18 protein-coding genes and 1 riboswitch are annotated in these 25,499 nt (G+C 69.9%); of the genes, 14 read left to right on the forward strand and 4 right to left on the reverse strand.

Annotation, left to right across the window (positions count from 1 at the left end; translation table 11 throughout):
• Positions 1-6: 6 nt before the first annotated feature.
• The 9 genes from A176_RS01495 to A176_RS01535 all read left to right on the forward strand — a co-directional run bounded on the left by A176_RS01495 (position 7) and on the right by A176_RS01535 (position 14,185).
• Entirely contained in the window at positions 7-912 is a 906-nt protein-coding gene (locus tag A176_RS01495; RefSeq protein WP_002633250.1) for an ABC transporter substrate-binding protein, read from the forward strand.
• Complete coding sequence (locus A176_RS01500; RefSeq protein WP_044890517.1) at positions 909-1,994, forward strand: FecCD family ABC transporter permease; 1,086 nt, start codon at positions 909-911, stop codon at positions 1,992-1,994. The genes A176_RS01495 and A176_RS01500 overlap by 4 nt, the downstream gene beginning before the upstream one ends.
• A gap of 20 nt (positions 1,995-2,014) precedes the next feature.
• A riboswitch (cobalamin riboswitch) is annotated at positions 2,015-2,226 on the forward strand.
• Positions 2,227-2,371: 145 nt separating this feature from the next.
• On the forward strand, positions 2,372-3,754 hold the full coding sequence (locus A176_RS01505; protein WP_021781423.1) for a hypothetical protein: 1,383 nt from the start codon (positions 2,372-2,374) through the stop codon (positions 3,752-3,754).
• Positions 3,751-4,515, forward strand: coding sequence for a hypothetical protein (locus A176_RS01510; protein WP_002633247.1), 765 nt, complete (start codon positions 3,751-3,753; stop codon positions 4,513-4,515). The genes A176_RS01505 and A176_RS01510 overlap by 4 nt, the downstream gene beginning before the upstream one ends.
• 44 nt (positions 4,516-4,559) lie before the next feature.
• On the forward strand, positions 4,560-5,051 hold the full coding sequence (locus A176_RS01515) for a QcrA and Rieske domain-containing protein (RefSeq protein WP_002633246.1): 492 nt from the start codon (positions 4,560-4,562) through the stop codon (positions 5,049-5,051).
• A 143-nt stretch (positions 5,052-5,194) separates the two neighbouring features.
• The gene (locus tag A176_RS01520; RefSeq protein WP_002633245.1) at positions 5,195-6,886 is read left to right on the forward strand and encodes an FHA domain-containing protein; all 1,692 of its coding nucleotides are present in this window, start codon (positions 5,195-5,197) and stop codon (positions 6,884-6,886) included.
• Between the two features lie 178 nt (positions 6,887-7,064).
• A complete protein-coding gene (locus tag A176_RS37575) occupies positions 7,065-11,075 on the forward strand; it encodes a protein kinase domain-containing protein (RefSeq protein ID WP_002633243.1) in 4,011 nt (1,336 codons plus the stop codon).
• Positions 11,076-11,078: 3 nt separating this feature from the next.
• Positions 11,079-11,861: an ABC transporter ATP-binding protein gene (locus A176_RS01530; RefSeq protein WP_002633242.1), complete on the forward strand. Its 783-nt coding sequence runs from the start codon at positions 11,079-11,081 to the stop codon at positions 11,859-11,861.
• A gap of 74 nt (positions 11,862-11,935) precedes the next feature.
• Entirely contained in the window at positions 11,936-14,185 is a 2,250-nt protein-coding gene (locus A176_RS01535) for a fused MFS/spermidine synthase (RefSeq protein WP_002633241.1), read from the forward strand.
• A gap of 12 nt (positions 14,186-14,197) precedes the next feature.
• Here the strand turns inward: A176_RS01535 and A176_RS01540 are convergent, their stop codons facing one another.
• Positions 14,198-14,548, reverse strand: a complete 351-nt coding sequence (locus A176_RS01540) for a histidine triad nucleotide-binding protein (protein ID WP_002633240.1) — start codon at positions 14,546-14,548, stop codon at positions 14,198-14,200.
• 161 nt (positions 14,549-14,709) lie between these two features.
• Between A176_RS01540 and hprK the strand changes: the two genes are divergently transcribed.
• The 4 genes from hprK (at position 14,710) to A176_RS01560 (ending at position 18,035) form a co-directional block, all read left to right on the forward strand.
• Positions 14,710-15,675 (forward strand): HPr(Ser) kinase/phosphatase, encoded by a 966-nt coding sequence (hprK, locus tag A176_RS01545; protein WP_044890515.1) that lies wholly within the window; start codon positions 14,710-14,712, stop codon positions 15,673-15,675.
• Positions 15,672-16,535 (forward strand): RNase adapter RapZ, encoded by an 864-nt coding sequence (rapZ, locus tag A176_RS01550; protein ID WP_002633238.1) that lies wholly within the window; start codon positions 15,672-15,674, stop codon positions 16,533-16,535. Before hprK ends, rapZ begins: the two co-directional genes overlap by 4 nt.
• Before the next feature lie 122 nt (positions 16,536-16,657).
• Positions 16,658-17,263, forward strand: a complete 606-nt coding sequence (locus A176_RS01555; RefSeq protein ID WP_002633237.1) for a hypothetical protein — start codon at positions 16,658-16,660, stop codon at positions 17,261-17,263.
• A gap of 169 nt (positions 17,264-17,432) precedes the next feature.
• A complete protein-coding gene (locus tag A176_RS01560) occupies positions 17,433-18,035 on the forward strand; it encodes a hypothetical protein (protein ID WP_002633236.1) in 603 nt (200 codons plus the stop codon).
• Positions 18,036-18,058: 23 nt separating this feature from the next.
• Here the strand turns inward: A176_RS01560 and A176_RS01565 are convergent, their stop codons facing one another.
• On the reverse strand, positions 18,059-19,066 hold the full coding sequence (locus tag A176_RS01565) for a hypothetical protein (protein ID WP_002633235.1): 1,008 nt from the start codon (positions 19,064-19,066) through the stop codon (positions 18,059-18,061).
• A gap of 118 nt (positions 19,067-19,184) precedes the next feature.
• Here A176_RS01565 and A176_RS40845 point away from each other — a divergent pair, with 118 nt between their 5' ends.
• Positions 19,185-21,932 (forward strand): serine/threonine-protein kinase, encoded by a 2,748-nt coding sequence (locus A176_RS40845; RefSeq protein ID WP_002633234.1) that lies wholly within the window; start codon positions 19,185-19,187, stop codon positions 21,930-21,932.
• A gap of 69 nt (positions 21,933-22,001) precedes the next feature.
• Here A176_RS40845 and A176_RS01575 read toward each other — a convergent pair whose 3' ends face one another.
• Together A176_RS01575 and A176_RS01580 are read right to left on the reverse strand one after the other, a co-directional pair.
• Positions 22,002-23,459, reverse strand: coding sequence for a hypothetical protein (locus tag A176_RS01575; protein WP_226994151.1), 1,458 nt, complete (start codon positions 23,457-23,459; stop codon positions 22,002-22,004).
• A 314-nt stretch (positions 23,460-23,773) separates the two neighbouring features.
• Positions 23,774-25,372: a fibronectin type III domain-containing protein gene (locus tag A176_RS01580; protein ID WP_021781422.1), complete on the reverse strand. Its 1,599-nt coding sequence runs from the start codon at positions 25,370-25,372 to the stop codon at positions 23,774-23,776.
• Between the last annotated feature and the right edge of the window lie 127 nt (positions 25,373-25,499).

Consider the following 25,499-nt stretch of genomic DNA (forward strand, 5'->3'; position numbering starts at 1 on the left):
GCACCCATGCCGATGACCACCATGACTTCCCGCTCGCGCTCCGGCGTCCCCGTGCTGCTCGTCGCGGTGCTGTGTTTGTTCGCTGGACCCGTGGAGGCGGCGGAGCAGGCCACCAGTTCGAGCCTTCGGACGTTGGGGCCGCCCGCGCCGGCCAAGGTCCGGCGGGTGGTGACGCTGGCGCCTTCGTTGTCGGAGATGGTGCTGGCGCTGGGCGCCGGGGGCACGCTGGTGGGCGTGTCCCGCTTCGACGAGGCGAAGGCGGTGGCGAAGCTGCCGCGCGTGGGCGGTTTCACGGACCCCTCGGTCGAGGCGGTGGTGGCGCTCAAGCCGGACCTGCTCCTGGTGCAGCCCGGACCGGGCAATCAGCGACCGGTGGAGAAGATGGCGGAGCTGGGCGTGCCCGTGCTGCTCCTTCCGTTGCACTCCGTGCAGGACGTCCTCGCGGCCCTCCGCGCGGTGGGGCAGGCGCTCGGCAAGCAGACGGAAGCCGACGCCATCGTGTCTGGCATCGAGGCGACGCGCGCGCGCATCCGTGAGGCGGCGAAGAAGCTGCCCGCGCCGCGCGTGTTGTTCGTCTATGGCTTCGAGCCGCTCGTGGTGGCGGGGCCCGGCTCCTTCGCGGACGAGCTGCTGCGGGACGCGGGCGGCATCAACGTGGCCGCGGACGCGGGCTCCGCGTATCCGGTGTACTCGGTGGAGCGCGTGGTGCGTGCCCGGGCCACCGTCGTGGTGGACGCGGCGGACGTGGACGTGGGCAAGGACAAGCTGCGGGCACTGCCTGGGGTGTCCGGCGCGCGCTGGGTGGACCTGCCATCGCTGGCGCTGCTGCAACCAGGGCCGTCGCTGGGCCAGGGGTTGGAGGAGCTCTTCCGGCTGCTGCACCCGGAGGGAGCGGGGAAGGGCGCGCCGTGAGCGAGCCCGCTGCATCGCGACGGACACACGGCGGCGCGGGAGGGTTTCGGGCCTCGCGGGCGGCGATGTTGTTCGGAGGGTTCTTCGTGCTGGCGGTGGGCTGTCTGGCCGTGGCGATGCGCTTCGGCGAGCAGTCCATCTCCCTGGCCGCCGCGTTGACGGAGCCGGACTCCACCGACGCCGTCATCTTCTGGTCGCTGCGGCTTCCGCGAGCGCTCCTGGGCGCCATCGTGGGCGCGGGGCTGGCGGCGTCGGGCGCGACGCTTCAGGGGCTCTTGCGCAATCCGCTCGCGGATCCGTTCGTGCTCGGTGTGTCCGGCGGCGCCGCGCTGGGCGCGACGTTGGCGCTGGCGGTGGGGCTCGCCACCGTGGGCGAGGTGGCGCCCGGCTTGGGAGGCGCCATGGCCCGGCTCTCAGCGCCCGCGCTGTGCTCCTTCCTGGGCGCGGGGGCGGCCATCCTCTTCGTCCTGTCCGCCAGCCGGGGGCCCGCGTCGCGCGCGCCCTACGCGGCGCTGCTCACGGGCGTGGTGTTCAACGCGTTCGCATCCGCGGCCATCACCTTGGTGAAGACGCTGTCCGACCCCGACCGGCTGGGAGAAATCCTGTACTGGCTCGCGGGCGCGCTGGGCTACGAGCGCGGCGCCACGCTGGTGCTCTCCGCGCTGCTCCAGGCCGTCGCGATTGGCGTCATGTGGGCCCTCTCCGCACGGTTGAACCTGTTGTCGTTGGGCGACGATGACGCGGCGTCCCTGGGCGTGCCGGTGGCGGCGACCCGCCGGTGGTTGCTCCTGGCCTCCAGCGCGAGCGTCGCGGGCGCGGTGGCGCTGACGGGCTTGATTGGCTTTGTGGGCCTCATCGTGCCGCACCTCCTGCGGCTGGCGTTTGGCCCGGACCAGCGCCTGCTGGTGCCGTTGTCCGCGCTGGGGGGCGCGGCTTTCCTCGTGCTGTCGGACTTGCTGGCGCGGCTGGCTTTCCCCCTCTTTGGCGCCGAGCCTCCCGTGGGCGTCGTCACCGCGCTGCTCGGGGGACCGTTGTTCCTCGCGCTGCTGCGGCGGCGTGTGCGCCTGGGTACCAGTCATTGACAATGGCTTGCACCCGCCATATCCCCGCCGGCGTCCTCGGTGTCGCCGTGATTCCACGGCGACTCAAGGGAACCCGGTGTGAATCCGGGACTGCCCCGCAGCGGTGAGCAGGAACGAAAGCCGTCACGAAAAGCACTGGCCCTGGGTGGGCTGGGAAGCGACGGCGAGTAGGTGGGTGCCCTGGGCACCCGCGCCTGCGAGTCCGAAAACCTGCCGAAGACCCGTGCCTTGCGCACGGACATCACCGAGGCCTCCGAGGGGAGGCGGCGGGGGCGGTGTCATCCGGCGTGCGTGTGGTGCGCCCGGGCTCTGCCTTCGGCCGTGTCCTCCTGGAAGCCCATCTGCCCGTGGGGGCGGAAGAGGGAGTGAGGACACCGATGAAGTACGCCGATGTGAAGCGTGTGGGCGCCCGCTCGAAGTCCCTGATGTTCGCCACGGCCAGCCTCGTGCTGGCGGTCGCCACCACGGGCTGCGGCTCCGAGTGCGTGGACGCCTTCGACTGCCGCAGTGAGAACGGCGCCGCGCCTGAGGGCCAGCAGTGGTCGTGCGTCGCGGAGAAGTGTGAGACGCGGCCCATCCAGCAGGTCCCGGAGGAGGACGCGGGCACGGAGCCCGAGCCGGATTCCGGCACGGAGCCGGAGCCCGACGCGGGCACGGAGCCGGATGCGGGTACCGAGCCGGACGCGGGCACGGAGCCGGACGCGGGCACCGAGCCTGAGCCTGACGCGGGCACGGGGCTCCCGTGCGAGGTGGCGACCCACGACCCCGTGCTCGGTACGCTTCAGCTCGGGGCGAGCTTCGTGGCGGCTGGCTCCGCGGCGCTTCCGGAAGACGTGCTCGCGCTCGCGACGTCGCCGGGTCCCGTCTACACGGTCTACGCGGTGCGTGGCAGCAGCATGGGTGTCGACCTCGGCATGTTCTCGCTGGGCATCTGGCCCGAGTTGCAGACGGACGGCACGAAGCTCTTCGACGTCGTCTCCCCCGCGGACCGCGCAGGCACGGCGACGGTGTTCTCGAACGGCTACCTGGTGAATGACGGCCAGCGCCTCTTCGCGGGCTACACCACGTCCGCGACGGGCGCGCCGGGTTCGGTGGCGATGTACGACCTCGCCACTCCCGCATCGTCTTCCTACCTCTCGTCGCAGGCCAACTACAGCGCGGCGTCCTTCGTCTCGGGCGCGACCCGCATGGTGCTCGTCAACGGCTTCTCGCTGGAGTCCACGACGGACGGCATGGGCATCTATGGCCTGGTGACTTCCGAGGAGCCTTTCCAGACGGCGCGGTTGGCGCAGTTCCCGGCGGGCGAGGCGGGGGCCAGCGGCTTCACCGCGGTGGCCGACAACGGCATCGCCTTCCTGGGCTACTCCAGCAGCGTGGACTACTCCAACAAGGGCCGCGTGGTGGCGCCCGTGGTGCTGACGGCGGCGCTGAGCAGCGGCACGCCCGTCGACCTGGGGACGCAGCCGGAGGTTGTCGTGGGCAGTGACTTCAACGCGACCTCTGGCTTCGGCAACGGTGTCGTCGTCAAGCGCGGTGGTTACGACGAGAACTGGGCCTTCGTCTCGACCGACGTGTCGCGCTACGCCCTGTCCCTGGGCGGCGAGCCGTCCGAGGTCGCCATTGGCGAGCGGACGCCGGTGCTGACGTTCGCGGACCAGTGCACCTCCGTGAAGCAGTTGTCCAACATGGGCCCTGACCTGCTGGTGGCCATCGAGGACAAGAACGGCCAGCGGCTGGTGCGCATCCAGGAGGCGCAGTGAGCCGTCGTCTCGGCCAGCGCTTCCCTTGGGGCACGGCGCTCGCCGTGCTCCTAGGCACCGCTGCCTGCGGTGACGGGGCCTCCATCGTCGACGAGGACGCGGGCACGGACCCGGTGCAAGACGACGCCGGTCAGCCGGATGGCTCCACGACGTTGGAGCCCGACGCCGGACTGAAGCCCGCGGACCCGTACGCCGACGAGGTCGTCTCCTTCACCCCCGGCCCCAGCGCGGGTTTCGGGCAGGACCGCTTCCCGGACGTCGTGCTCGGACCTCCCTCGGGATTGGGAGCGGACACCGGCTCGCTGGATGTGCTCTCACTGGGCCGTGGCGGCAGCATCGTCCTGCGCTTCACCGACATCGCCGTGGTGGATGGGCCGGGCGTGGACCTGCTCGTGTTCGAGAACCCCTTCCACATCGCGGGCGGACCGAACGTGTATTCGGAGAGGGGCATCGTCTCCGTGAGCGACGACGGCGTCACCTGGTTCGCGTTCCCGTGCGCAACCACTGACGCGGCGGGCGGCTATCCGGGGTGCGCGGGCGTCGCCCCCGTCTTCGCCAATCCGGCCAACGGCATCAGCGCCACGGATCCGGCGGTGGCGGGCGGTGACGGCTTCGACCTGGCGACGGTGGGCCTGAGCCGCGCGCGGTACGTGCGCATCGTCGACGCGGGGAACAACCGCTACGGCGGTACGTCCGGGGGCTTCGACCTGGACGCCGTCGCGGTGGTGAACGGCGTGTCCCTGGGAAGCGCCACCCCGTGAAAGGGCTCCCGCCACGGCCATGTCCCCTGTCGCTGAAGGGGGAGGTGGACCGCCGCGCCGCGCTCCGAACGCTGCTCGAGGGCACCTGTGCCTTGGCGGTGCTCGGGACGGGGTGCGGCGACGGGTGGCGGGAAGCCATCGTGCTCGACCCTCCCGACGCGGGAGGGCCGGGCGCGTCGTGTGATGACGCCCCGGTCCCTGGTGGGCCCGAGGACGGCTGGGTGGAAGTTCCCCTGGCGGACCATCCGGCGCTCCAGGTCCCTGGAGGCGCCGCGGCGGTGCGCATCCCCCAGGCGCTGCTGGACGTGGTCATCGTCCACACGTCACAGGGCTGTTACGCCGCGCTGTGGCGCATCTGCACGCACGGTGACTGCGCCGTGGATTGGGTGCCCGAGGACAGGGTGATGGAGTGCCCCTGCCATGGCTCCCGCTTCAGCCAGGACGGGCAGGTGCTGAATGGCCCCGCGACGCGTCCGCTCGCCACCTTCCAGGTGGTGCGGCGGGGAGCGTCCCTGTTCCTCCGCCGCCCGCGCTGAGCGAGCGTTCCGGGTTCGTTCATACCGCCGGTGAAATGACGCGGTGCGGGGGGCCCTCCAAGCGCCGGGTGGCCGCCAACCCGTACTGAGTCGCAGTCTCCTTCTCTCAACGCGCGGGAGACTCGTGTAAGGTCCGGCATTCGATGTGGCAGATCATCATCAACGGGCCCGGCTACTTCGATACGTCGTACGATCTGCCTGAGGGCGTGACGAGCCTCGGCCGTGCGGACGAGAACGACATCGTCCTGGGCGGCGACCTCGTGTCGCGCCGTCATGCACGGCTGTACGTCGACGGCGACGTGCTGCGAATCGAAGACCTGGGCAGCCGCAACGGCAGCCGCATCAACGGCGCGCCCTTGCAGGGTTCGAAGCAGCTCGTCGCTGGCGACTCGGTCGCGCTGGGCGAGAACACGCTGTCCGTCCGCCAACCCAACACCGTGGAGAACGCGGCCACGGAGATGGTGGACCTGAGCGCGGGCGGCGTCGTGCGCTTCGGGCATGGTCAGGACGTGGGCGGCTCCGTGCTGCTGGCGAAGAACGTGAGGGACGCCGACGTCCTGCGGCTCCTGGACAACGTGGGGCCCGTCTCCTTCGACGACAGCTTCTCCTCGGCCACGTCCGCGCCGCTGCCCGCGGCGAGCCCGCGCGTGGGGCAGGAGACGCTGGTGCTGTTGTTCCGCATCGCGGAGGCGCTCTCGTCGGCCACCACGCTGTCGTCCTTCCTGGACACCACCATGGACCGGCTGCTGGAGCGCACGGAGGCGACCACCGCGGTGGTGCTGCTCCGGCACTCCGTGGGCGCGCTGGTGCCCGCCGCCGTGCGCCACCGAGGGCGGCTGGCCCAGGGCGAGGTCCCTGTCTCGGACGCCATCGTCGAGGAGTCCCTGCGCCAGGGGCGCGCCATCGCCGTGGGCGACGTGCGCGATGACCGCCGCTTCGCGAGCCGCGAGAGCGTCATCCTCTACGGCGTGGACCGGGTGCTGTGCATTCCCATTGGCACCGAGCCGCCGTACGCGGGCGTGCTCTACGTCAACACCTCCGCCAAGGGCGACTCCAGCGTGGAGGTGATGCTGGATGCCTGCACCGCGGTGGCGCACCTGGTGGCCACCGGCGTGCAGAAGTTCGCGCCGCGCGAGACGGGCACCGTGGCGGACCGGCTGCGCCGCGACCTGGAGCGCTTCCACCCGCCCGACGTGGCCGAGCGCCGCGCCGCCGAGGCCCAGCGCCAGGGCGGAAAGCTGCCCGGGCTGGAAGAACGCAACCTCACCATCCTTCACGCGGAGCTGGTGGGCTTCTCCGTGCTGGCCATGCGCATTGGCGCGGCGCGGGCCACGCAGATGCTCAATGACTTCCACGCGCGGATGAGTGGCATCGTCTACAGCTTCGAGGCGACGGTGGAGGGCTTCCGGGGTGAATCCCTGCGGGCCCTCTTCGGTGTCCCGTACGCGAAGGGCGAGGACTCCGTGCAGGCCGTCCGCGCGGCGCTGGCCCTGCGGGCGGACTGGGAGCGGGCCATGAGCCGCCGGCCCCTGGATGAGCGCTGCGAATTGCGCATTGCGTTGCACAGCACGCGGGCCCTGGTGGGGATGATCGGCGCCGAGTCGCGCTCCGACTACACCGTGGTGGGAGAGGGCGTTAGCGTCGCGAGCTGGCTCGCCGGGACGGCCAGCCCGGGCCAGGTGCTCATCACCGGCAAGGTCCTGGCCACGGTGGGCGCCCGCTTCGACGTCCAGCCGCTGGGCGAGCGTCTCCTCCGCCCCCCGAAGGACAAGGTGGCGGCCTTCGAGGTCATCGAGGAGGATGTCGGCCAGTTGACCAACCCGGGGCTGCGCTGAAACCCTCGCGGCCGGTTGACGGGTTGCTGCGACGTACCGGGAAAGGGTTCAATACGGACCCCGTCGTGGTGAACCCCCGCACCGCATGAACTCGTCGAGCCAACCCGCCCGGTTGAGACCCTTCCGGCCCCAGCCCTTTGGTCGGTACACGCTCCTGTCGCATCTGGCGACGGGGGGCATGGGAGAGATCTACCTCGCGCGCCTGGAGGGAGCGCAGGGCTTCGAGAAGCTCTGCGTCATCAAGAAAATCCTCCCGCAGCTCGCCGCGGACACGGAGTTCGTCGAGCGCTTCGTGGGCGAGGCGCGCACCCTGGTCCGCCTGAGCCATGGCTCCATCGCCCAGGTGCTGGACATGGGGCTCCACGAGGACGAGGCCTACATGGCGCTCGAACACGTGGACGGCAAGGACCTGCGCAAGGTGGCCGCGCGCGTCAGGGACCGGCAGGTGCCGCTGCCCGTCACGTTCATCCTCTACACCATGGGCCGCGTGCTGGACGCGCTGGCCTATGCGCACCGCAAGAAGGACGACGACGGGGAGGACCTGAAGCTCGTCCACCGGGACATCTCGCCGCAGAACATCCTCATCTCCTACGAAGGGGAGGTGAAGGTCATCGACTTCGGGCTCGCGAAGAGCCGGCTGTCGGCGGCGAAGACGAACCCCAGCATCATCCTGGGGAAGTTCCTCTACATGTCGCCGGAGCAGGCGCGGCACCAGCCGGTGGACCGCCGGAGCGACCTGTACGCGGTGGGCTTGTGTCTCTACGAGCTCATCTGCGGGAAGAACCCCTTCGATGGGGTCCACCCGGGCGAGCTGATGTCCCTGGTGGCGAATCCGCGCATCGCGCCGTTGGACCAGGTGGAGCCGCTCACGCCGCCCGCGGTGACGGCGCTGGTGGCCAAGGCGCTGGCGGTGGATCCGTCGCAGCGCTTCCAGACGGCGGAGGAGTTCCGCGGGCGGCTTCAGTCCTGCCTGATGGAGATTGACGCGAGCGCGGGTCCGGAGAGCGTCAGCCGCTTCATGCGCGAGCTCTTCTCGTCGGACTTCCAGTCCGAGCGCCGGCTGCTCGCGAGCCTCAAGGACGTGCCCCGGTTGTCCACGGAAGAGGTCCGGGCCCTGGCCTCGATGCCGGATGACCCGCTGGCGCCGAAGATGGCGCACGCGATGCTGCCGGCGAAGACCATCCGCCTGGACGGTCCGGTGGAGCCGCTGTCGTTCTTCCCCACGCCGCGCAGCCGCGATGGCGGCGGGCCGGTGTCGGACGGAGAGACGCGTCCTGGCGTGCCCATCGACGAGTCCACGCGTCCCGGGTTCCCCATCGAGGAACTGGAGGAAGAGGCGCGGGCACGGGGCGTGCGTCAGGACACGGCCCCGTCCGTGGAGGTGGAGCCCGAGGCCTTCTCGCGTTCCGAGGCTGCCAGGCCAGGGGTGCTGCCCCGCGCGCCCGCGCTGACGCGGGAAGTCCAGATGACGGTGATGCCGCCGGAGGCGGTGCCGCCGGGCGTGGCCGCCGCGCGAGCGCTGTTGCCGCCGCACCTGCGGCCCACCGAGCTGGCGCTGCCGAGCCTGGGCGAATCATCCGAGACCGAGTCGCGCCCCGCTGATTCGACGGATCCCAAAATCTGGGCGCCGCGGAGTGGTGCGTCGTCGGCGCGGCATGAGGAGCTGGGGGCGCCTTCTATTGGAGCGCCGACGCCCGCGGTGCCGCCGCGTCCGCCCGCCGCTCTGGCGAATGCCCGCGCGGTGCAGGAGTCGGGGCCAGAGCCACAGACGGGTGGCGGGTCGTTTCCTCGCACCGGCGTGGTGGTGATGCCGGCGGTGTCGGTGCCTGCTCCCGCGGTCGATGCAGGTGCTTCGCAGTCCACGGCCTCCGCCGCTCACGGGGACTCGACAGCGCCGCGATGGTCGGAGTCGGACGACGACGCTTCGTTCGAGGAAGAGGACTTCGAGGAGCAGGCTGCTGCCTCCGATGCGGTTGGGGCGGACAGCGAGCCTTCGGTCGAGGTGGCCTCCTGGGCGAATGACGCGGATGCGCCCGCGGAGGATTCAGCCGAGCTGGACGCCGATGTGTTGCCCGCTTCGGGGATGACGCTGCCTCGAACGTCCGCGACCATGATGGCGGCCCTGCCCGCGCCTCCAGCACCTGAGCTGGAGATGCAGCACGACGCGTCGTCGCCCGTGGACAGTGAGGCGGCGTCGCACGCAGAGGACTTCTCGCACGGCGCGTCGACGGACGGTGCATCGCAAAGCCACTCATCGATGTCGGGAGCATCGCAGGCAGAGGGCTTTTCACGCGGCGCATCGACGGACGGTGCAGCTCGCAGCCCCTCATCGATGGCGGAAGCATCGCAGGCAGAGGGCTTTCCACGCGGCTCGTCGACGGACGGTGCGTCGCGAAGCCTCTCATCGATGGCGGCAGCATCGCAGGCAGAAGGCTCTTCACGCGGCTCGTTGACGCCCTCTTCGGATGACGGTGCATCGCGACGCCTGTCATCGCCAGGGGTGGCGGCGGTGCCGCAGGCAGAGGGATTCCCGTCGCGAAGCCTCTCATCCCAAGGGATGCCCGCGGTGCCTGCTTCCAGCGGAACGCCGTCGCGAACGGCCTCCGCCGTGATTCCCGCCGCGCCGCCGCCGCCGCCCGGTGCTACCCCTTCGCGGGCCGTGCCCTCCATCGGCGCTGCCTCGCCGAGGTCGAGCTCCGGGATGATGGCCGCCGTGTCCCCGCCGTCCGGAGCGACACCTTCCCGGTCGACCTCCTCGGTGGCGACGCCCGCCGCTTCACAGAGCCCCCGTGGCGTGCCGGCCGTCCCCGCTTGGACGGCCCCACACGACGACGCGCCCCTCGCGGACGCGACGCCCGCGCACGGCGGACAGGCTCTCTCGCCGGACGAAGAGGCCGCCGCTTTCTCCGAAGCTGAACCCTCCGCCCAGGGCGACGAAGCCGAGCACGAGGCTCACGCCGCCGAGTCCTCCGCGGACATGCCCGTCCTCTCCACCGACGACGTGGGCCACGAAGCCCCGGTGGCGAACATCGCTGACGTGGACACGCACCCGCGCATCCACCGCCCGTCGCGGACCGAGCGAAACGACGACACGCAACCTCGCGTCTCGCACTACAGCGACACCGACCCGCGCGTCACCCGCCACGACGACACGCATCCCCGAGTGGTGTTGGACGCCGGGCTCTTGAGTGACGAAGGGAGCGCCGACGACGACGACGAGCGGTCTGGCGTCTCGCGTCCCAAGACGCAATCACGCCGCGCGCGAACGTCTTCGCCAGGCATGACGTCCGCCGGGGCTCGGAGGACGGGTTCGGTCTCCGCGGTACGCCCCGCTCCCGCGCCCGTCGAGCCGGCCGAGGAGGATGATGAGGACGAGGATGTCCGCGTCTCCATCCCCGCGAGCGAGGAGACCCGCCGCACGACGATGCCCGTGCGGCCGGAGACGCGTTCGGCCGAGCGCCTCGCCAAGGAAGACACCCGCCGCACGACGATGCCCGAGCCTCCCGCGCGGCGTGGCAAGGGGCCTTTGTTCGCCGTGTTGACCCTGCTGCTCCTCGCGGTGGCCGCGGGAGGGGCGTTCTTCCTCGGCCCTCCCGAGCTGCGCGCGCAGGTGCTCAGCCTCGTGACAGGTCAGACGCCACGGGAAGGGCCGCCGCCCGCCGAGCCCATCACCCCCACGAAGCCGGCGCTCGCGGCCGACGGCGCGAACGCGAAGGGTGAGCCCGGCACGGGTGAGCCCTCGGCACCGCCTCCCGCCGGCACGGGGAGTCCCGCCCAGGCGGACGCGAAGTCTCCAGGCGCCACCGCGCCCTCGGCCCCGGGGGCCGAGGCCTCCGCTCCGAAGGGCACGCAGCCTCCGGAGGATGACGGGCTCGACGACTCCTTCCTCGCGCCGCTGGATGCGCCTCCAGGCACGGACACGTCCGCGAAGCGCTCGGTCGTCCGCAAGGTGCGAGCCGCCCGGAACCGGACGCTCACCACGCTGGAGAAGGAGTGGCGCGAGACGAACGCGCTCTTCAACAAGCTCAACTCCGAGCACTCGTGCGTGGTGCTGGGGCTCTGGTGCACGCGGTACGCCGAGGTGAAGAGCGAAGTGGAGGCCGCGGGCACCACGGACGACCCGGAGGCCCTGCGCAAGGTGCGCGCGATGAAGCGCTACCTGCTGCAGAAGCAGAAGGAGCTGTACTAGTCCGTGGAGCCGCTGCTCTCCACCCGGGCGCTGGTCGCGGGCTACGGGACGCGCCCCATCCTGCATGGGGTGGAGTGCGAGGTACGTCCCGGCGAGCTGTGGGCGGTGCTGGGCCCCAACGGCACGGGAAAGAGCACGCTGCTGCGCGCGGTGCTCGGCATGGGGCCGTGGACGCGCGGCGAGGTCCGTCTCCTGGGGCAAGCGCGAGGCGACTGGGCGCCGCGCGCGTTGGCGCAGAAGGTCGCCTGGGTGCCGCAGACGTTCGAGTCCGCCGAGGGCTTCAGTGGCCTGGAGCTGGTGCTGATGGGCCGCAGCCCGCACCTGGGCTTGTGGGGCCTGCCGTCCGCGGGAGACGTGGCGCTGGCGCACGAGGTGATGTCGGAGCTCGGCATCGCGCACCTGGCGGAGCGGTCCGCCGAGGCGCTGTCGGGCGGCGAGCGCCGCATGTTGATGCTGGCTCGGGGGCTGGTGCAGCGGCCCGAGCTGCTCCTGCTCGACGAGCCCACGGCCTTCCTGGACGTGGCCCACCAGGTGGGGGCGTTGGACCGCGTGCGCGCGCGCGTCGACGCGGGCCTGGGGGCGGTGGCGGTGCTGCACGACGTGAATCTGGCCGCGGCCTTCGCCACCCACGTGTTGCTGCTGCGCGACGGGCGCGTGCTCGCGCGGGGCCCCTCGGTCGAGGTGCTGGAGCGCGATGCCTTGGAGACGCTCTACGGCCTGCCCATGGAGACCGCGCTCGCTCCGTCGGGCGCCCGGCTCTTCGCGCCGCGAGCGCCGCCGCGCTGAGCGAAAACCTTCTTCACCTCCCGGCGCCGGAGAGTTGACCGGACCCGCCGAGCGCGAAAGCCTGAAGCCACGCCATGTCTCGCTACGCCATCGCCATCTTCGCCAGCGCTTTCCTCCTGTTCGGCGTGCAACCCCTGGTGGGGCGCTACTCGCTGCCGTGGTACGGCGGAACGCCGGGGGTGTGGACGGCGTGCATGCTGTTCTTCCAGGCGGTGCTGCTGGGCGGCTACGCGTACTCGCATGGGCTCGCATCCCGGCTGGCGCCCCGCACCCAGGCGCGCGTCCACCTGGGCCTGCTCGCGGTGGCGGTGGCGGTGCTGGGCGCCCGCGCGCTGCTGTCGGGCTCACCGGTGGCGCCGGGGCCCGAGTGGCGGCCGGAGGGCACCGCGTTCGCCGTGCCCCGCTTGCTGGCGATGCTCGCGGCCACCATTGGCTTGCCCTTCTTCGTGCTCAGCACCACCGGCCCGCTGCTGCAGTCCTGGTTCGCCCGTGCGCGGCCGGGCCGCTCGCCCTATCCCCTGTATGCGTTGTCCAACGCGGGCTCGCTGCTGGCGCTCCTGGGCTACCCGTTCCTCCTCGAGCCCTGGGTGGGGCGCGGCGCGCAGGCCTGGGCATGGAGCGTGGGCTTCGTCTTCTTCGCCGGCGCCTGCGCGGTGTGCGCGCTGGAGGTGATGAAGCAGCCCGCGGAGGCGCCCGCGCCCGCCACGGCGGCCACGCCCGTCACCGCCACGCCCGTGACGGAAGACGCCGGACGCGGCGAGAGCTTCGCCTCGGGAGCGCCCCCCACGGTGCGCGCCACGATGAAGTGGCTGGGGCTGAGCACCTGCGCCTCGGTGCTGCTGCTGGCGACGACGAACCAGCTCACCCAGGACGTGGCCGCGGGGCCCTTCCTCTGGGTGCTGCCGCTGGCCGTGTACCTGCTGACCTTCATCCTCGCCTTCTCGCGGGAGTCCTTCTACTCGCGCACCGTCTACGCCGTGCTGCTCATCGCCTCGGGAGCGGGCGTGGCGCACGCGCAGACGCAAGGGCCCCAGTCCTCGCTGGTGCTCCAGCTCGTGGCCTACTCAGGGGCGCTCTTCGCCGGAAGCATGGTGTGCCACGGCGAGCTGTACCGGCTGCGTCCCGCGCCCCGGTACCTCAGCGCCTTCTACCTGTGGGTCTCCGTGGGCGGCGTGCTGGGCGGGCTGCTCATCAGCGTGCTCGCGCCCGCGCTCTTCACGGCCTATTGGGAGTACCCGCTGGCCCTGGGCGCCTGCTGCGTCGTGGCGCTGGCGGGCATGGCGAAGCAGGCGGGGGAAGACGCGACGCGGACGCAGCGGCTGCAGCAAGTCCTTCGCGGCGCCATGTTGCTGCTGGTGGCCGGACACCTCACGTACACCATGGCCCGCGAGCAGGGCCGCGCGCGCTTCGCCTCGCGCAACTTCTTCGGTGTCGTCCGGGTGATGGAGCAGAGCGTGGGGGACCCGGAGCACCACCGCTTCAGCCTGCTCCACGGCGCCATCACCCACGGCTTCCAGCACGTGGCGCCGGAGCGAAAGTCCGTGGCCACCACGTACTACACGCCGGAGGCGGGACTGGGCCTCGCCATCGCCGAGCAACGCCGCCTGCGCGAGGCCCTGGGCCAGCCGCCGGGGCTGAACGTGGGCGTGTTGGGGCTGGGCATCGGCACGAGCGCGGCGCTGCTCCAGGCCGGGGACACCGGCCGCTTCTACGAAATCGACCCCGCGGTCATCGCCCTGGCGCGAGGGGAGGGCGGCTACTTCTCCTACCTGCGAGACACGCCCGCGAAGGTGGAGCTGGTGGAGGGGGACGCGCGCATCTCCCTGGAGCGGGAGCTGGAGGCAGGGGTGCGAGGCTTCGACGTGCTCGCGCTGGACACCTTCTCCTCGGACGCCGTGCCAGTGCACCTGCTCACGCGGGAGGCCGTGGCGCTCTACCGCGCGCACCTGGCGCCGCACGGCGTGCTGGTGATGCACATCAGCAACGTCCACCTGGACCTGGTGCCGCTGACGCTGTCGCACGCGCGGGCGCTGGGGCTGCACGCGGCCCTGGTCGTCAACGAAACGAAAGGCGACGCGCTTCGCAGCAACTGGATGGTGCTGAGCCCGGACCGCGAGTTCTCCTGGGGGCCCACCTTCACGCAGGCCACCTCGCGCGTGCGCAGGCTGGGCCTGCGGAGCGAGCCGGACTTCACCTGGACGGACGAGAAGAGCAGCGTGCTGCACGTGCTCCGCCGAGGCACCGGGCCGGCGGCGAGCGTGAAGGACGTGGAGGCCTCTTCCGGCCCCTCCGCCCCCGTCACCGCCGAGCCCGCCGCGGAGTGAGCCCGGGACGTCCTAGCCCGGCGGCCAGCCGAGCGGGCGTCCCGCCAGCAGGTGCAGGTGGATGTGGAACACCGTCTGGCCAGCGTGGGCGTGGGTGTTCATCACCAACCGGTAGCCACTGCTCGGGGCCGCGTGGCCGCGCTCCTCGGCCACCTTGGCGGCGGCGGTGAAGAGGTGGCCCACGACGGTCCGGTCCTCCGGCGAGATGTCGTTCACCGTCGCGATGTGCTTGCGGGGGATGAACAGCACGTGGGTGGGCGCCTGGGGGTTGATGTCCTCGAACGCCAGGCACTCGTCGTCGCGGTAGACGACCTTGGCGGGGATGAGCCCGTCGCGAATCTTGCAGAAGAGACAGTCGGACATGATTTCCGGCTTAGCAGCCACTGCGGGCCTGGGGAATGGGTTCGGTGGGCTTCCGTTGCCTGCCCGAAGCCCTGGGCCTCCCGCTGGCCCTCCCTATCGTTGAGACGCCAAGGAAGGCGGTCCCCGCAAAGGGGCCCACCGGTGATATCCACGGGCTGACGATGAAATCCATCCGCATCTCCCAGCTCCTCGAGGACCACGACTACGACCTGCGGCTGGTGCTCGTCGCCGGCCGGACCGGGTTGCCGCGGACCGTGGTGTCCTCGCGCATCCAGAAGCCGGGGCTGGCGCTGGCGGGCTTCACCGAGCACCTCCATCCGCACCGGGTGCAGGTCTTCGGCAACACGGAAATTTCGTACCTGGCCACCCTGCCGGAGCAGCGTCAGGTCGAGGCGCTGGCGCAGCTCTTCTCCGAAGAGGAGCTCGCGTGCGTGGTGGTGACCAAGGACCTGGAGATTCCCCAGGCCCTCGTCTCCGCGTGTGAAGGCGCGGGCCTGGCGCTGATGAAGACGCCGCTCTTGTCCAGCGAGTTCATCATGCGGGTGCAGACCTTCCTGGAAGAGGCCCTCACCGAGTCCAGCAGCCTTCACGGGGTGTTGATGGATGTGTTCGGCGTGGGCATCTTGCTGCTGGGCAAGAGTGGCATCGGCAAGAGTGAGATTGCCCTGGACCTGGTGATGCGGGCCCACCGCCTGGTGGCGGACGACATCGTGGACGTCACCCGCCGCAAGGGGGCCGTCTACGGTGCTGGCAACCCCGTCATCAAACATCACATGGAGATTCGCGGCCTGGGCATCATCAACATCAAGGACCTGTTCGGCGTCGCCGCGGTCCGCGAACAAAAGAAAATCGAGCTGGTCATCGAGCTCCAGGAGTGGGACCCCCACCAGGAGTATGACCGGCTGGGCGTCGAGGACCGGCACCTGCAGATTGTGGGGGTGGACATCCCCCTGTCGGTGGTGCCCGTTCGTCCGGGCCGCAACATGGCGACCATCATTGAAGTCGCAGCCCGCAACCAGTTGCTAAAGCTACAGGGACACCACTCGGCGAGAGAGTTCGCCGAGCGGCTCAATCGGGCCATCGCCGAAGGGGCGATGCGCCGCACCCTGGGAGAAGAGGTCGAGTGACCGCCCCCGCGAAACAGATCGTCATCATCACCGGCATGTCCGGCTCCGGAAAGTCCACTGCCATCCGCGCGCTGGAGGATTCCGGCTTCTTCTGCATCGACAACCTGCCGGTGCTGCTGCTGCCCAAGCTCACGGAGCTGGCGGGCGGTGGGCACTTCGAGCGCATGGCGTTGGTGGTGGACGTCCGCGAGGGCGTCTTCCTCAAGGACGCGCCGCGCATCCTCGCGGAGGTCCGCCGCGCCGGGCACCAGGTGGAGGTCCTCTTCCTGGACTCCAGCGATGACAGCCTCATCCGCCGCTTCAGCGAGACGCGCCGCCGCCACCCGCTGGCGCCCAACGGCACCGTCGCCGAGGGCATCAAGGCGGAGCGTCAGGCGCTGAGGGACTTGCGCGAGCTGGCCGACCAGGTCATCGACTCGTCCACGCTCAACGTGCACGACTTGAAGCGCATGGTGCAGGCCCGCTTCAGCCCGGAGCCCGCCGCCGGCCCCAGCCTGTCCCTGATGTCCTTCGGCTACCGCTACGGCGTGCCGCCGCAGGCGGACCTCGTGCTGGACGTGCGCTTCCTGCCCAACCCGTACTTCGTCCCGGAGCTGAAGGGACTGACGGGCAAGGTGCCGAAGGTGGCCGCCTACGTGCTGGACCGCGAGGAGACGCAGCAGTTCCTCGACAAGGTCGTGGACCTCTGCCGCTTCCTCTTCCCCCGCTACCAGAAGGAGGGGAAGGCGTACCTCACGGTGGCCCTGGGCTGCACCGGCGGCAAGCACCGCTCCGTCGCCATCGCCGCCGAGCTCACCCGGCGCCTGACGGACGAAGACACCCGCGTCCAGCTCTGGGACCGGGATATCGAGAAGGAGTAGCGCTGCGAAATTGCAATGCACTTGCATGGCAATCTGCTCCAGTTGAATGACAGACAGAAAGTCTGTCGGGTTCTGAAAGGGATGGGGTTGAATCCCCATCCCCTTCGAACTGGAGCCTCTCCATGCAAGTCTTCAAGTCCGTCGTCTGGTTTTGCGCCGCCGTGTCCCTGGCCGCCTGCGGTGCCCCCGAGGAGTCCGCTGGGGAGGAGGCGCTGGCGCAGCAGGACGCCGCGCTGACCACCGGCACCACGCAGGGCTGCACGTACTCCATCAACGCCGCGACCCTCCCGGGCACCGTGCCGCCGCGGTACAACGTGTCGCTGACGCGCGCGGCGTCCGCCACGTGTCCCTGGCCGGAGGCGACCGTGACGCTGGACTCGGGCTCCTACCTCTTCCCCGCCCGCGCGCTCCTGGCGAACAGCTTCGGCATCGCGGTGACGTACACCGGCAAGTACTCGCCCAGCGGCAGCTCACCCGTCTCCTGCGGCGTGCGGCAAATCGACCCGGAGACCCTGGCGGTGGTCCGCAGCTCGGGCATCGCGGTGTTCCTGGGCTCGGGCAACATCAATAGCTGCCACCTGGACCAGACGGACGGCGGCGCGACGCTCGTCGTCTACGGGACGAAGAATGGCCGCATCTACGGTGAGACGGGCAGCGGCAACAACTACGTCGCCACCTACTACGACTTCTTCACCAGCACGACGGCGCCTGTCTTCTTCGCCTACTGAGTCAAGGCATACGCGGTTGAACTGGACCCAGGCTGTGACAGGGAGCCGCGCTGCGAAATTGCGCTGCCAATGTGTTGCAGTTTGCTTCAGTTGAATGGCGGACAAGGACTCTGTCAGCTTTTGGGGAGGTGGGGACGCGTCCCCATCCTCTCCGTCCTGGAGTCCCATCATGCAAGTCTTCAAGTCCGCCGTTGGGTTGTGCGCTGTCGTGTCCCTGGCTGCTTGTGGCGCCCCCGAGGAGCCCGTCGAGCAGGAGGCGCTGGCGCAGCAGTCGTCCACGCTCGTGACGGGCACCACGCAAGGCTGCACGTTCACCATCTCCGCGGTGCCGGTGCCCGGTGCCATGCCGCCGCGCGACGAGCTCGTCGTGACGCGCGCCGCGTCCAGCACGTGTGCCTATGGCGCGGGCAGTGTGACGCTGGGCACGTCGTACGGCACCATGCACCGCGCGCTCCTGGCCAACAGCCACGGCGTGGCCACGGCCTACTCCTACAAGCCCACGATGAGCGGCAGCTCGATGAATCGCTGTCAGGTGAACCACATCGACCCGGCGACGCTCAGCATCGTCCGCACGCATGAAATCGCCGTCATGTACGGGACCCAGCACGTGCAGTCCTGCTCGCTGGACCAGACGGACGCCGGCGCCACGCTGGTCGTCTACGGCACGAAGGGTGGCCCGTTGCCGGGCGAGGTGGGCAACCGCCCCAACTACGTGGCCACCTATTACAACTTCTTCACCGGCACCACGCCGCCTGTCTATTACACCTACTGACGCGGGCTGCTGGCGGAGGCGCCTCAGCTCGACTCGCCCAGGCTGAGGCGCTTGCTGCCCACGCCGTTCTTGTCCGCGAAGGACGCCGTGCGCTCGCGGTTGAGCTGGGCCAGCGCGTCGCGCTCCGACGTGCTGCCCACGTCGGTCCGGTTCTCCAGCGCGAAGATGCCGCCGCTGCCGTGGTGCTGCTGGGCGGACTGGACGGCCTTCTCCAAGTCCCGAGCGGACACCCAGTACTCGCCGTTGACGGGGTCCTTCACGCGGAACAGGTCGTCCGACGTGTCCGCCGTCCCGTTGCTGTTGATGCCGTCGATGGTGACCCAGTGGAGCTGTCCGGGGCCGTCGCGCCGCTGCTCGGGCGAGAGCGCGCCGTTGAGGATGGCGTTGGAGTCCACCAGCGCCATGCCGAACTGGCCCGCCTTCAGCGCCTGGCTCGTCGCGTGCGCGCCGAAGTCGGCGAAGCCGCCGGTGATTTCGATGCCCAGTCCGCCCAGCGCCGTGGACATCTCCTCCGGCGTGGCGCCGTCATCCAGGTTCACCTCCACCTTCGCGCTCGTGGACCTGGGGCCGGTGACGGCCGCCGTGCTCGCGCGGACGGATGCTCGCTCCTGCTGCTCGCACAGCGAGCCCTTCGTCACGCTGCGGCTCGCCCGGCTCAGGAAGGCCAGCGTGGCCTCGCCGCAGCCCGTGTCCGAGTTCTGCGCGATGACGGACGCGGTGGGCGCCCATCCCTTGTCCGCCTGGGCCTGCGCCGCTTCGTTCTCGGGCGCCAGGTCCCGCATGAAAGGAAGCTCACTGACGCCCGTGGCGTCCGGCACCGTGAGCCGGGGCACGCCCTTGGGCGCGGGCCGCGTCTCCTGGAAGGAGTCGCGTTCCGGACGCGAAGCCGGAGCGCTCGCCGGACGGGCCAGCTCGGTGGGCGGCCGGGCGTCCTTCGGGATGGGCGCGGCTTGGATGGGTTGGGTCAGCGATTGGAACTTCGAGAGTGCCTGACGCACTGAGTTGAGCGTGGTGTTGTCATTCACGGTCATGGCGGACCCCCGTCCGGACTGCATTCGCCTGATTCCATTATCGGCGGCGTGTATGTGCGGTTGCGTGTGAATCCTTCATCCGCGCAGGAAGTGGCTCGTTTCCCGGTACACTCGCGCCATGGCCAACACCGATGACCGGGGCTCGGGTGCCGATGATTCGCCGGAGCTGTCGACGCAGGTCGTGTCCGAGGACGCGCACGGCGCGCCGCACACGGCGGAGCCCTCCTCCGCGCGCGCGGCGCCGGGACAGGCGTCATCGCGCAGTCCGCTGGGCCAGCGGGTGGGCCGCTTCATCCCGCTGAAGCTGCTGGGGCAGGGCGGCATGGGCGCGGTGTACGCGGCCTATGACCCGGACCTGGACCGGAAGGTGGCGCTCAAGCTGCTGAGCGTCGAGGCGCGGCACCTCGACGAGGAGGGCGGGCGCGTCCGGTTGTTGCGCGAGGCGCAGGCCATGGCGCGCGTCTCCCATCCCAACGTCATCCCCATCTACGAGGTGGGCACGTGGGACGGGCAGGTCTTCTTCACCATGGAGCTGGTGTCTGGCGGCACGCTGGCGGACTGGCGGCGGGAGAAGGTCCGCTCCTGGCGCGAGGTGCTGGCGACGTACCTGCAAGCGGGGCGTGGACTCGAGGCCGCGCACGCGGCGGGGCTGGTGCACCGGGACTTCAAGCCCGCCAACGTGCTGGTGGGCCGTGACGGCCGTGTCTGCGTCACCGACTTCGGGCTGGCCCGCCCCGTGGACAACCTGCCCCTGGACGAGCACCCCACGGTGGCGCGCGTGCCCATGTGCTCTGAGATTTCACGTCCGCTGAACGAGCCGCTCACCGAGACGGGCGTCGTCCTGGGGACGCCGCCCTTCATGTCTCCCGAGCAGTTCCGGGGCGAGGCGTTGGACGCGCGCTCGGACCAGTTCAGCTTCTGCGCGACGCTGTACCGGGCGCTCTACAACCAGCGTCCGTTCGATCCGGACGAACTCTCGCGGGCCGCGAAGGCGTTGCGCGCTGGCGCTTCCCTGGATGCGGCGTCGCTCATCCACGCGCCGCCCGCGGAGCCCCGTGTCCCCGCGTGGGTGAGCCGCGCGGTGATGCGCGGGTTGTCGCTGGAGCCCGACGCGCGCTTCCCCTCCATGGGGGCCTTGTTGGAGGCGCTGTCCCAGGACCAGCACCGCGCCAGGGCTCGTAAGGTGGGCGGCATGGCCGTGGCCACCGCGGCGTTGGTGGGCGTGGTGGGGGGCGCGCTGTGGTGGCAGTCCCGCGTCTGCGCGGGCGCGGAGGGGCTCTTGGCGAACAGTTGGGGGCCCGCGGCGAAGGCGCGCGTGTCCACGGTCTTCACGGCCACGGGGAGCCCCCTGGCGGGCGACATGGCGGCGCGCGTGGGGCAGGTGCTGGATGGCTACGTGAGCAGTTGGGCGCGGCAGCACACCGAGGCGTGCGAGGCCACGCGGGTGCACGAGGTGCAACCCGAGGCGCTGTACACCCAGCGCGTCGTCTGTCTGGAGCGGCGGCGCAAGGACCTGCACGCGCTGGTGGACGCGCTGGGTCGCGTGGAGGCGGCGGGCGTGGAGAAGGCGCTGGATGCGGCGTATGCGCTGCCCTCGCCCGACGACTGCGCGGACGTGGAGGCGCTGGCGGGTCAGCAACCCCGGCCCTCGGACCCGGTGCTGCGCGCGGAGCTGGAGTCGTTGGAGGGCGGGCTGTCGGAGGTGAAGGCGCTGGTGGACACCAGCCGCCATCCCCAGGCGCTGGCGACGGCGAATGCGCTGGAGTCCCGGGTGCTGGCCGCACGCAATCCACCGCTGACGGCGGAGCTGCGCTTCCATCAGGGGTGGCTCCAGGCCGTGCTGGGCGAGAAGGAGAAGGGCGCGGGCATCCTGGAGTTGGCCGTCTACGACGCCACGGTGGGACGGGCGGACCGGCTGGAGGTCCTGGTTCTCAACAAGTTGCTCTATGTCGAAGGGGAGCGCGAACGCTTCGAGCACGCCGCGCGGTGGGCACGGCTGGGGAAGGCGACGCTCGAACGGCTGGGCGGCGACGCGGTGTTGAAGGGCGACCTGCTGGTGAACGAGGCCAACCTCGCGCTGATGCAGGGGAAGACCGCGGACGCCCGCGCCTTGTTGGAGGAGGCCGCCGCGGTGCTGACGGAGGCGCTGCCACCTGGACACCCCAAGCGCGCGCGGGTGACCTTCTCACTGGGGCGCGTGCTGCTGGAGGACGGCGCCTTCGCGGAGGCCGTGCGGGTCATGGAGGAGGCGCTGCGGCAGACGGAGGCGGCGGTGGGGCCTCGTCATCTGGACGTGGCGCGGCGTCACCAGGGCCTGTCCATGGCGCTGCGGGAGCTGCGGCAATTCACGCGGGCGCTGGAGCACGCGCGTGCCTCGGTGGCGCTGCATCGCGAGCTGCTGGGCGCCAGCCATCTGAAGCTGGCGGAGGCGCTCGATGAGGAGGGCATGAGCCTGCTCGCGCTGGACCGCCACGAGGAGGCGCTGAAAGTCTACGAAGCCGCGCTGTCGGTGAAGCTCACTCAGCTCGCCCCCGACGACGAGGACCTCCAGTACTCCTACGACGGCGTGGGGCAGGCGCTGCTGGGGCTCGGGCGCACGCGCGAGGCACTGGTCCCCCTGCGCAAGGCGGTGGCCTTCACGGGGGCTCAGGAGGACTCGCTGGGCGAGTCCGGCTTCGCGCTCGCCCGCGCGCTGTGGAAGGAAGGGCAGGGCGTGGAGGCGAGGGCCGAGGCGGCGAAGGCCCGGGAGCGCTTCGCGGCGTCAGGCCGTACGTCCCAGGCCGACGCGGTTCGGGCCTGGTTGGAGGCGCTGCCGCCGGAGGTGAAGGCGAAGCCCGTCCGCGGCGCTCCGCGTCGGCGCCGTTAGCCGTGGCCGGCGCCAAGAACTCCCCGTTCCCAGCAGTGAGGAAGCTGCTGGGAACGGGCAGTGCGTTGTTTACGGCGTGGTGAAGAACGAGCTGAGGGTGTCCGCCATGTGGAGGGGCAACTGCTCGACCACGGTGAACGGCTCACGCGTCACGTCCGAGTTGGGACTGTCGATGGCCGTCACCGTCAATGCGTAGACGGCGCCGGGCGCCAGCACACCCGCGGGAAGGCGCAGCTCCGAGGCCGTGCCCGGCAGGTAGAACTGGTTCTGGATCCACAGCGAGGCATTGCTGACATTGTAGCGATTGAGGAGCACCCGATAGGCATTGGGGGCCCCCGTCACAGGCGGCGTCCAGGTGATGATGGGGCTGCTGTTGCTCACCTGTCGCTGCGTCGTCGCGGCGATGCCGTCGATGGCCAGGGCGCCGGCTGGCGTCAGCTTGGGCTCGATGGGGCTGGCGACCAGGTTGTCCAGGGTGTCCCAGCTCGCAATGGCGCCGCTTCGGGTCCGCGCACGGCTGGCACCAGGCGCGGTCTCGGAGAGGGAGAACGGATAATGGGCGCTACCCACCATCTGCCACGAAGCGGGGTAGGGATTGCCGTACGCCAACTGGTCCGTCAGGGTGAAGTTCGCTCCCGCGGGCAGCGTGAAGTTGAGGACCTCCCCCGCGTAGCCCACCGAGGATGACGCCGGGCTGTGCGGCGCGGGACTGATGGTGAAGCTGGGGGCGCGGGCCGTCGCATTCGGGTGGATGGCCAGGGCCTGCGCGGGGTAGCTCCCCATCCGCCACTCCAGGGAGAAGCTCTCCGAGGGGACGGACTGCATGGCGCCGCTGAGGGTGAAGACCGACGAGATGCCCGGGTCGAAGTCGAAGAAGGGCAGCTCCAGGCTCCGGGAGATGGTTTCGCCAACCAGGGGGGCTCCCGTCGGGAGCTGGGCCCCCTGGAAGCTCGAGAACTGGTTCACATACAGGCCATCCTGCTTCAAGCCGTCGAAGGTCGGGAAGGTGTTCGACAGGTTGTAGGCAAGGCCATAGCCATTCAGGTGTGTCATGCCGGGGGTCGTGGCGCTCCAGAGATACGTCTCCGCCACGAAGTCGAGTTGCCCGGAGACGAGTTGGAGTCGACTGCCCAGGAAGCTCCCGTCGGGGTCCTCCCAAGGCGCGACGTTCGTGAGGTTCACGGCCATTTCCGCGTCGAAGGCGGATGAGAAGACGGTGTCTTCCCGTCCCCGGAAATTCTGTCCCACCTCCACGTGTCGTTCATCGGTGACGACGAAGCTGCTCCCTCGCTTCAGGTAGAACTCCCCCTGGGGGACGCCCAGGAAGCGATACCCCCCCGCGTGCGGAGCCCCGGTGAACTGGGTGAATCCGCTGCTCGTGCGCACGAGGAGTTCGGGGGGATTGGACGACAAATCCAGGCTGCGGATGGCGATGCCCACGGAAGTGTGGAACCGCTCAGTGTGGGTGACGAGCACTGCGTCCGGTCCGTCGACTTCGTGACTGCCGGAGGTTTCGCTCACACTCACGGGTCCCTGGTTGTCTTGCAATGACTCACCGTTTTTCGGTTCGCCATCGGCGCAGCCAGAGAGAACGACAGACATCGAGACACACGCCAACCCAAGGCGATGCATTCGCATGGTGTTTCCGTACGGGGTACTGCGGTGTTGCCGGCCCGCGCGGATAGTCTGACAGCCAGGTTGCTTCTGCAACCTCTCATCTTCTTGTGGGGAGGGTACTTCTTAAATGAAGGGTATCTCTTTGTCAGGACCTGGGCCTGAAGCCTGACGGAGCCAACCCGCTCCTGGCGCGGACACTCCGCCAGGAGCGGATGGCTGTTCTGTTACGGCGTGTTGAAGAAGGAGGTGATCGCGGACGCAGTGGTCATGGGCAGCGAGTCATACGACCGGTGCGGCTCGCGCGTGACCTCTGCGTTGGGGCCGTCGATCGCCACCACCCGCACGTTGTAGACGGTGCCGGACTCCAGGGTTCCCGCAGGGATCCGCACCTCGGACTCCGTGCCCGACAGGTAGAAGGTCCCCTTGATAATCCCCGAATGAGTGCTGGTGTGCGAGATGAGGTCAACCCGATACGCGGTGGGGGCACCGTTCGCGGGCGGCTGCCAGGAGATGACAGGGCTGGAGTTGCCCACCACGCGCTGAGACGTCGCCGGAATGCCGTCGATGGCCAGGCTGCGCGGCGGCGTCAACGTCGGGGCGATGGGGCTGATGACCAGGTTGTCCAGGTAGTCGGTCACGGAGATGGCGCCGCTCATGGAGCGCGGGGCCCCCCCGATGACAGGCAGCACTTCCGCGGTGCTGTACGTGTAGTTGGCCGAGCCAAGCAGGCGCCAGTGGGACGGATACGGGTTCCCGTACTTCAGGTTCTGCGCCAGGGTGAAGGACGCGCCCTGCGGGAGTTGGGCGGTGAAGACTTCACCTGAATAGCCCACCCAGCCTTCGTCGGGACCATGGGCCGAAACCTCAATGGAGAACGTGGGCGTGCGCGGCGCCGCGTTGGGGTGGACGGCCGAGGCGTGGGCCGCATAGGCGCCCAGACGCCACTCGAGTGAGACGTTGGACAGGGGGACTTCCTGCATGGCCCCATTGATGATGAGGGGCGTCGCGCCGTTGGCGGTGAAGTCCAGGGCGGGGAACTCCAGACTCCGCACGATGGTGGCGGCGGTCAGGGCCTGACCATTCGCCATCATCCCCTGCGAGACCCCGGAGAGTTGCGTCACATACAGTTCGTCTCCCTTCGCTGCTTCGAAGACAGGGAGGGTGTCCCCCGCGTAATGATACATCTCCGCGTTGGTGGTGCTCATGCTCGTCGCTCCCTGCGCGACGAGGTCGTAGAGGGTGGCTGCGCCCGCGACACCCAGATTGCCTGAAACGAAGTGCAGGCGAGAGTTCTGGGCGTACGTCCCGCCCTGACGCCACGGCGCCAGGTTCGTGAGGTCGAGCTCCAGCGGGGTTTCGAAGTAGTCGGTGCGGACGGTATCCGCCCGCCCCAGGCGATTCGAGCCCAACTCCACGTGGCGCTCATCCGTGACGATGTAGGTATGCCACGACTTCAAATAGTACTCACGCTCGGGGACGTTGAGGAAACGGTAGCCGCCTCCGTACGGTGTCCCCGTGATACGCGTGAAGGTGTTTCCATTGGGGACGAGGATTTCCGGAGGGTTGTCCGACATGTCCCGGCCCCGGACGGCGACGCCCACCGAGGTGAAGTATCGCATGGTGTTCATGACAAACACCGTGCTGGTGCCCGCGATGTCGCGTTCCTCCGCGGGCGCCACGTCTTCTGAAGGGGTGGAGTCGTTCTGGTTGACGGGGGTTCGCTGGTCCTGTGCGTCGTGAAGGGTGTCGAGACCCTCATCGGCGCAGCCCGTCAAAACGGCACACATCGAGACACACGCCAATCCAAGGCGATGCAGTCGCATGATATTTTCCAAGGGTTGATTGCTGGCACGGACGTCCCTGGGGGGACGTTGGCTCAAGATATTGGGGAAGTCATGTGCAGGCCGCAACCCGGTTGCGGCAGCCCTTGGGAAATGCTTTTCAAATGAG

It is taken from the genome of Myxococcus hansupus, assembly GCF_000280925.3.
Lineage (GTDB): Bacteria > Myxococcota > Myxococcia > Myxococcales > Myxococcaceae > Myxococcus > Myxococcus hansupus.

Excerpts from the sequence above, each read along its gene's own strand:
- A176_RS01505 (WP_021781423.1), top strand. The coding sequence starts at position 2,372 with ATGAAGTACGCCGATGTGAAGCGTGTGGGCGCCCGCTCGAAGTCCCTG.
- A176_RS01535 (WP_002633241.1), top strand. The coding sequence starts at position 11,936 with ATGTCTCGCTACGCCATCGCCATCTTCGCCAGCGCTTTCCTCCTGTTC.
- A176_RS01520 (WP_002633245.1), top strand. The coding sequence starts at position 5,195 with ATGTGGCAGATCATCATCAACGGGCCCGGCTACTTCGATACGTCGTAC.
- A176_RS01540 (WP_002633240.1), bottom strand. The coding sequence starts at position 14,548 with ATGTCCGACTGTCTCTTCTGCAAGATTCGCGACGGGCTCATCCCCGCC.
- A176_RS01555 (WP_002633237.1), top strand. The coding sequence starts at position 16,658 with ATGCAAGTCTTCAAGTCCGTCGTCTGGTTTTGCGCCGCCGTGTCCCTG.
- A176_RS40845 (WP_002633234.1), top strand. The coding sequence starts at position 19,185 with ATGGCCAACACCGATGACCGGGGCTCGGGTGCCGATGATTCGCCGGAG.
- A176_RS01560 (WP_002633236.1), top strand. The coding sequence starts at position 17,433 with ATGCAAGTCTTCAAGTCCGCCGTTGGGTTGTGCGCTGTCGTGTCCCTG.
- A176_RS01580 (WP_021781422.1), bottom strand. The coding sequence starts at position 25,372 with ATGCGACTGCATCGCCTTGGATTGGCGTGTGTCTCGATGTGTGCCGTT.
- hprK (WP_044890515.1), top strand. The coding sequence starts at position 14,710 with ATGAAATCCATCCGCATCTCCCAGCTCCTCGAGGACCACGACTACGAC.
- A176_RS01565 (WP_002633235.1), bottom strand. The coding sequence starts at position 19,066 with ATGACCGTGAATGACAACACCACGCTCAACTCAGTGCGTCAGGCACTC.
- A176_RS01495 (WP_002633250.1), top strand. The coding sequence starts at position 7 with ATGCCGATGACCACCATGACTTCCCGCTCGCGCTCCGGCGTCCCCGTG.
- A176_RS37575 (WP_002633243.1), top strand. The coding sequence starts at position 7,065 with ATGGGAGAGATCTACCTCGCGCGCCTGGAGGGAGCGCAGGGCTTCGAG.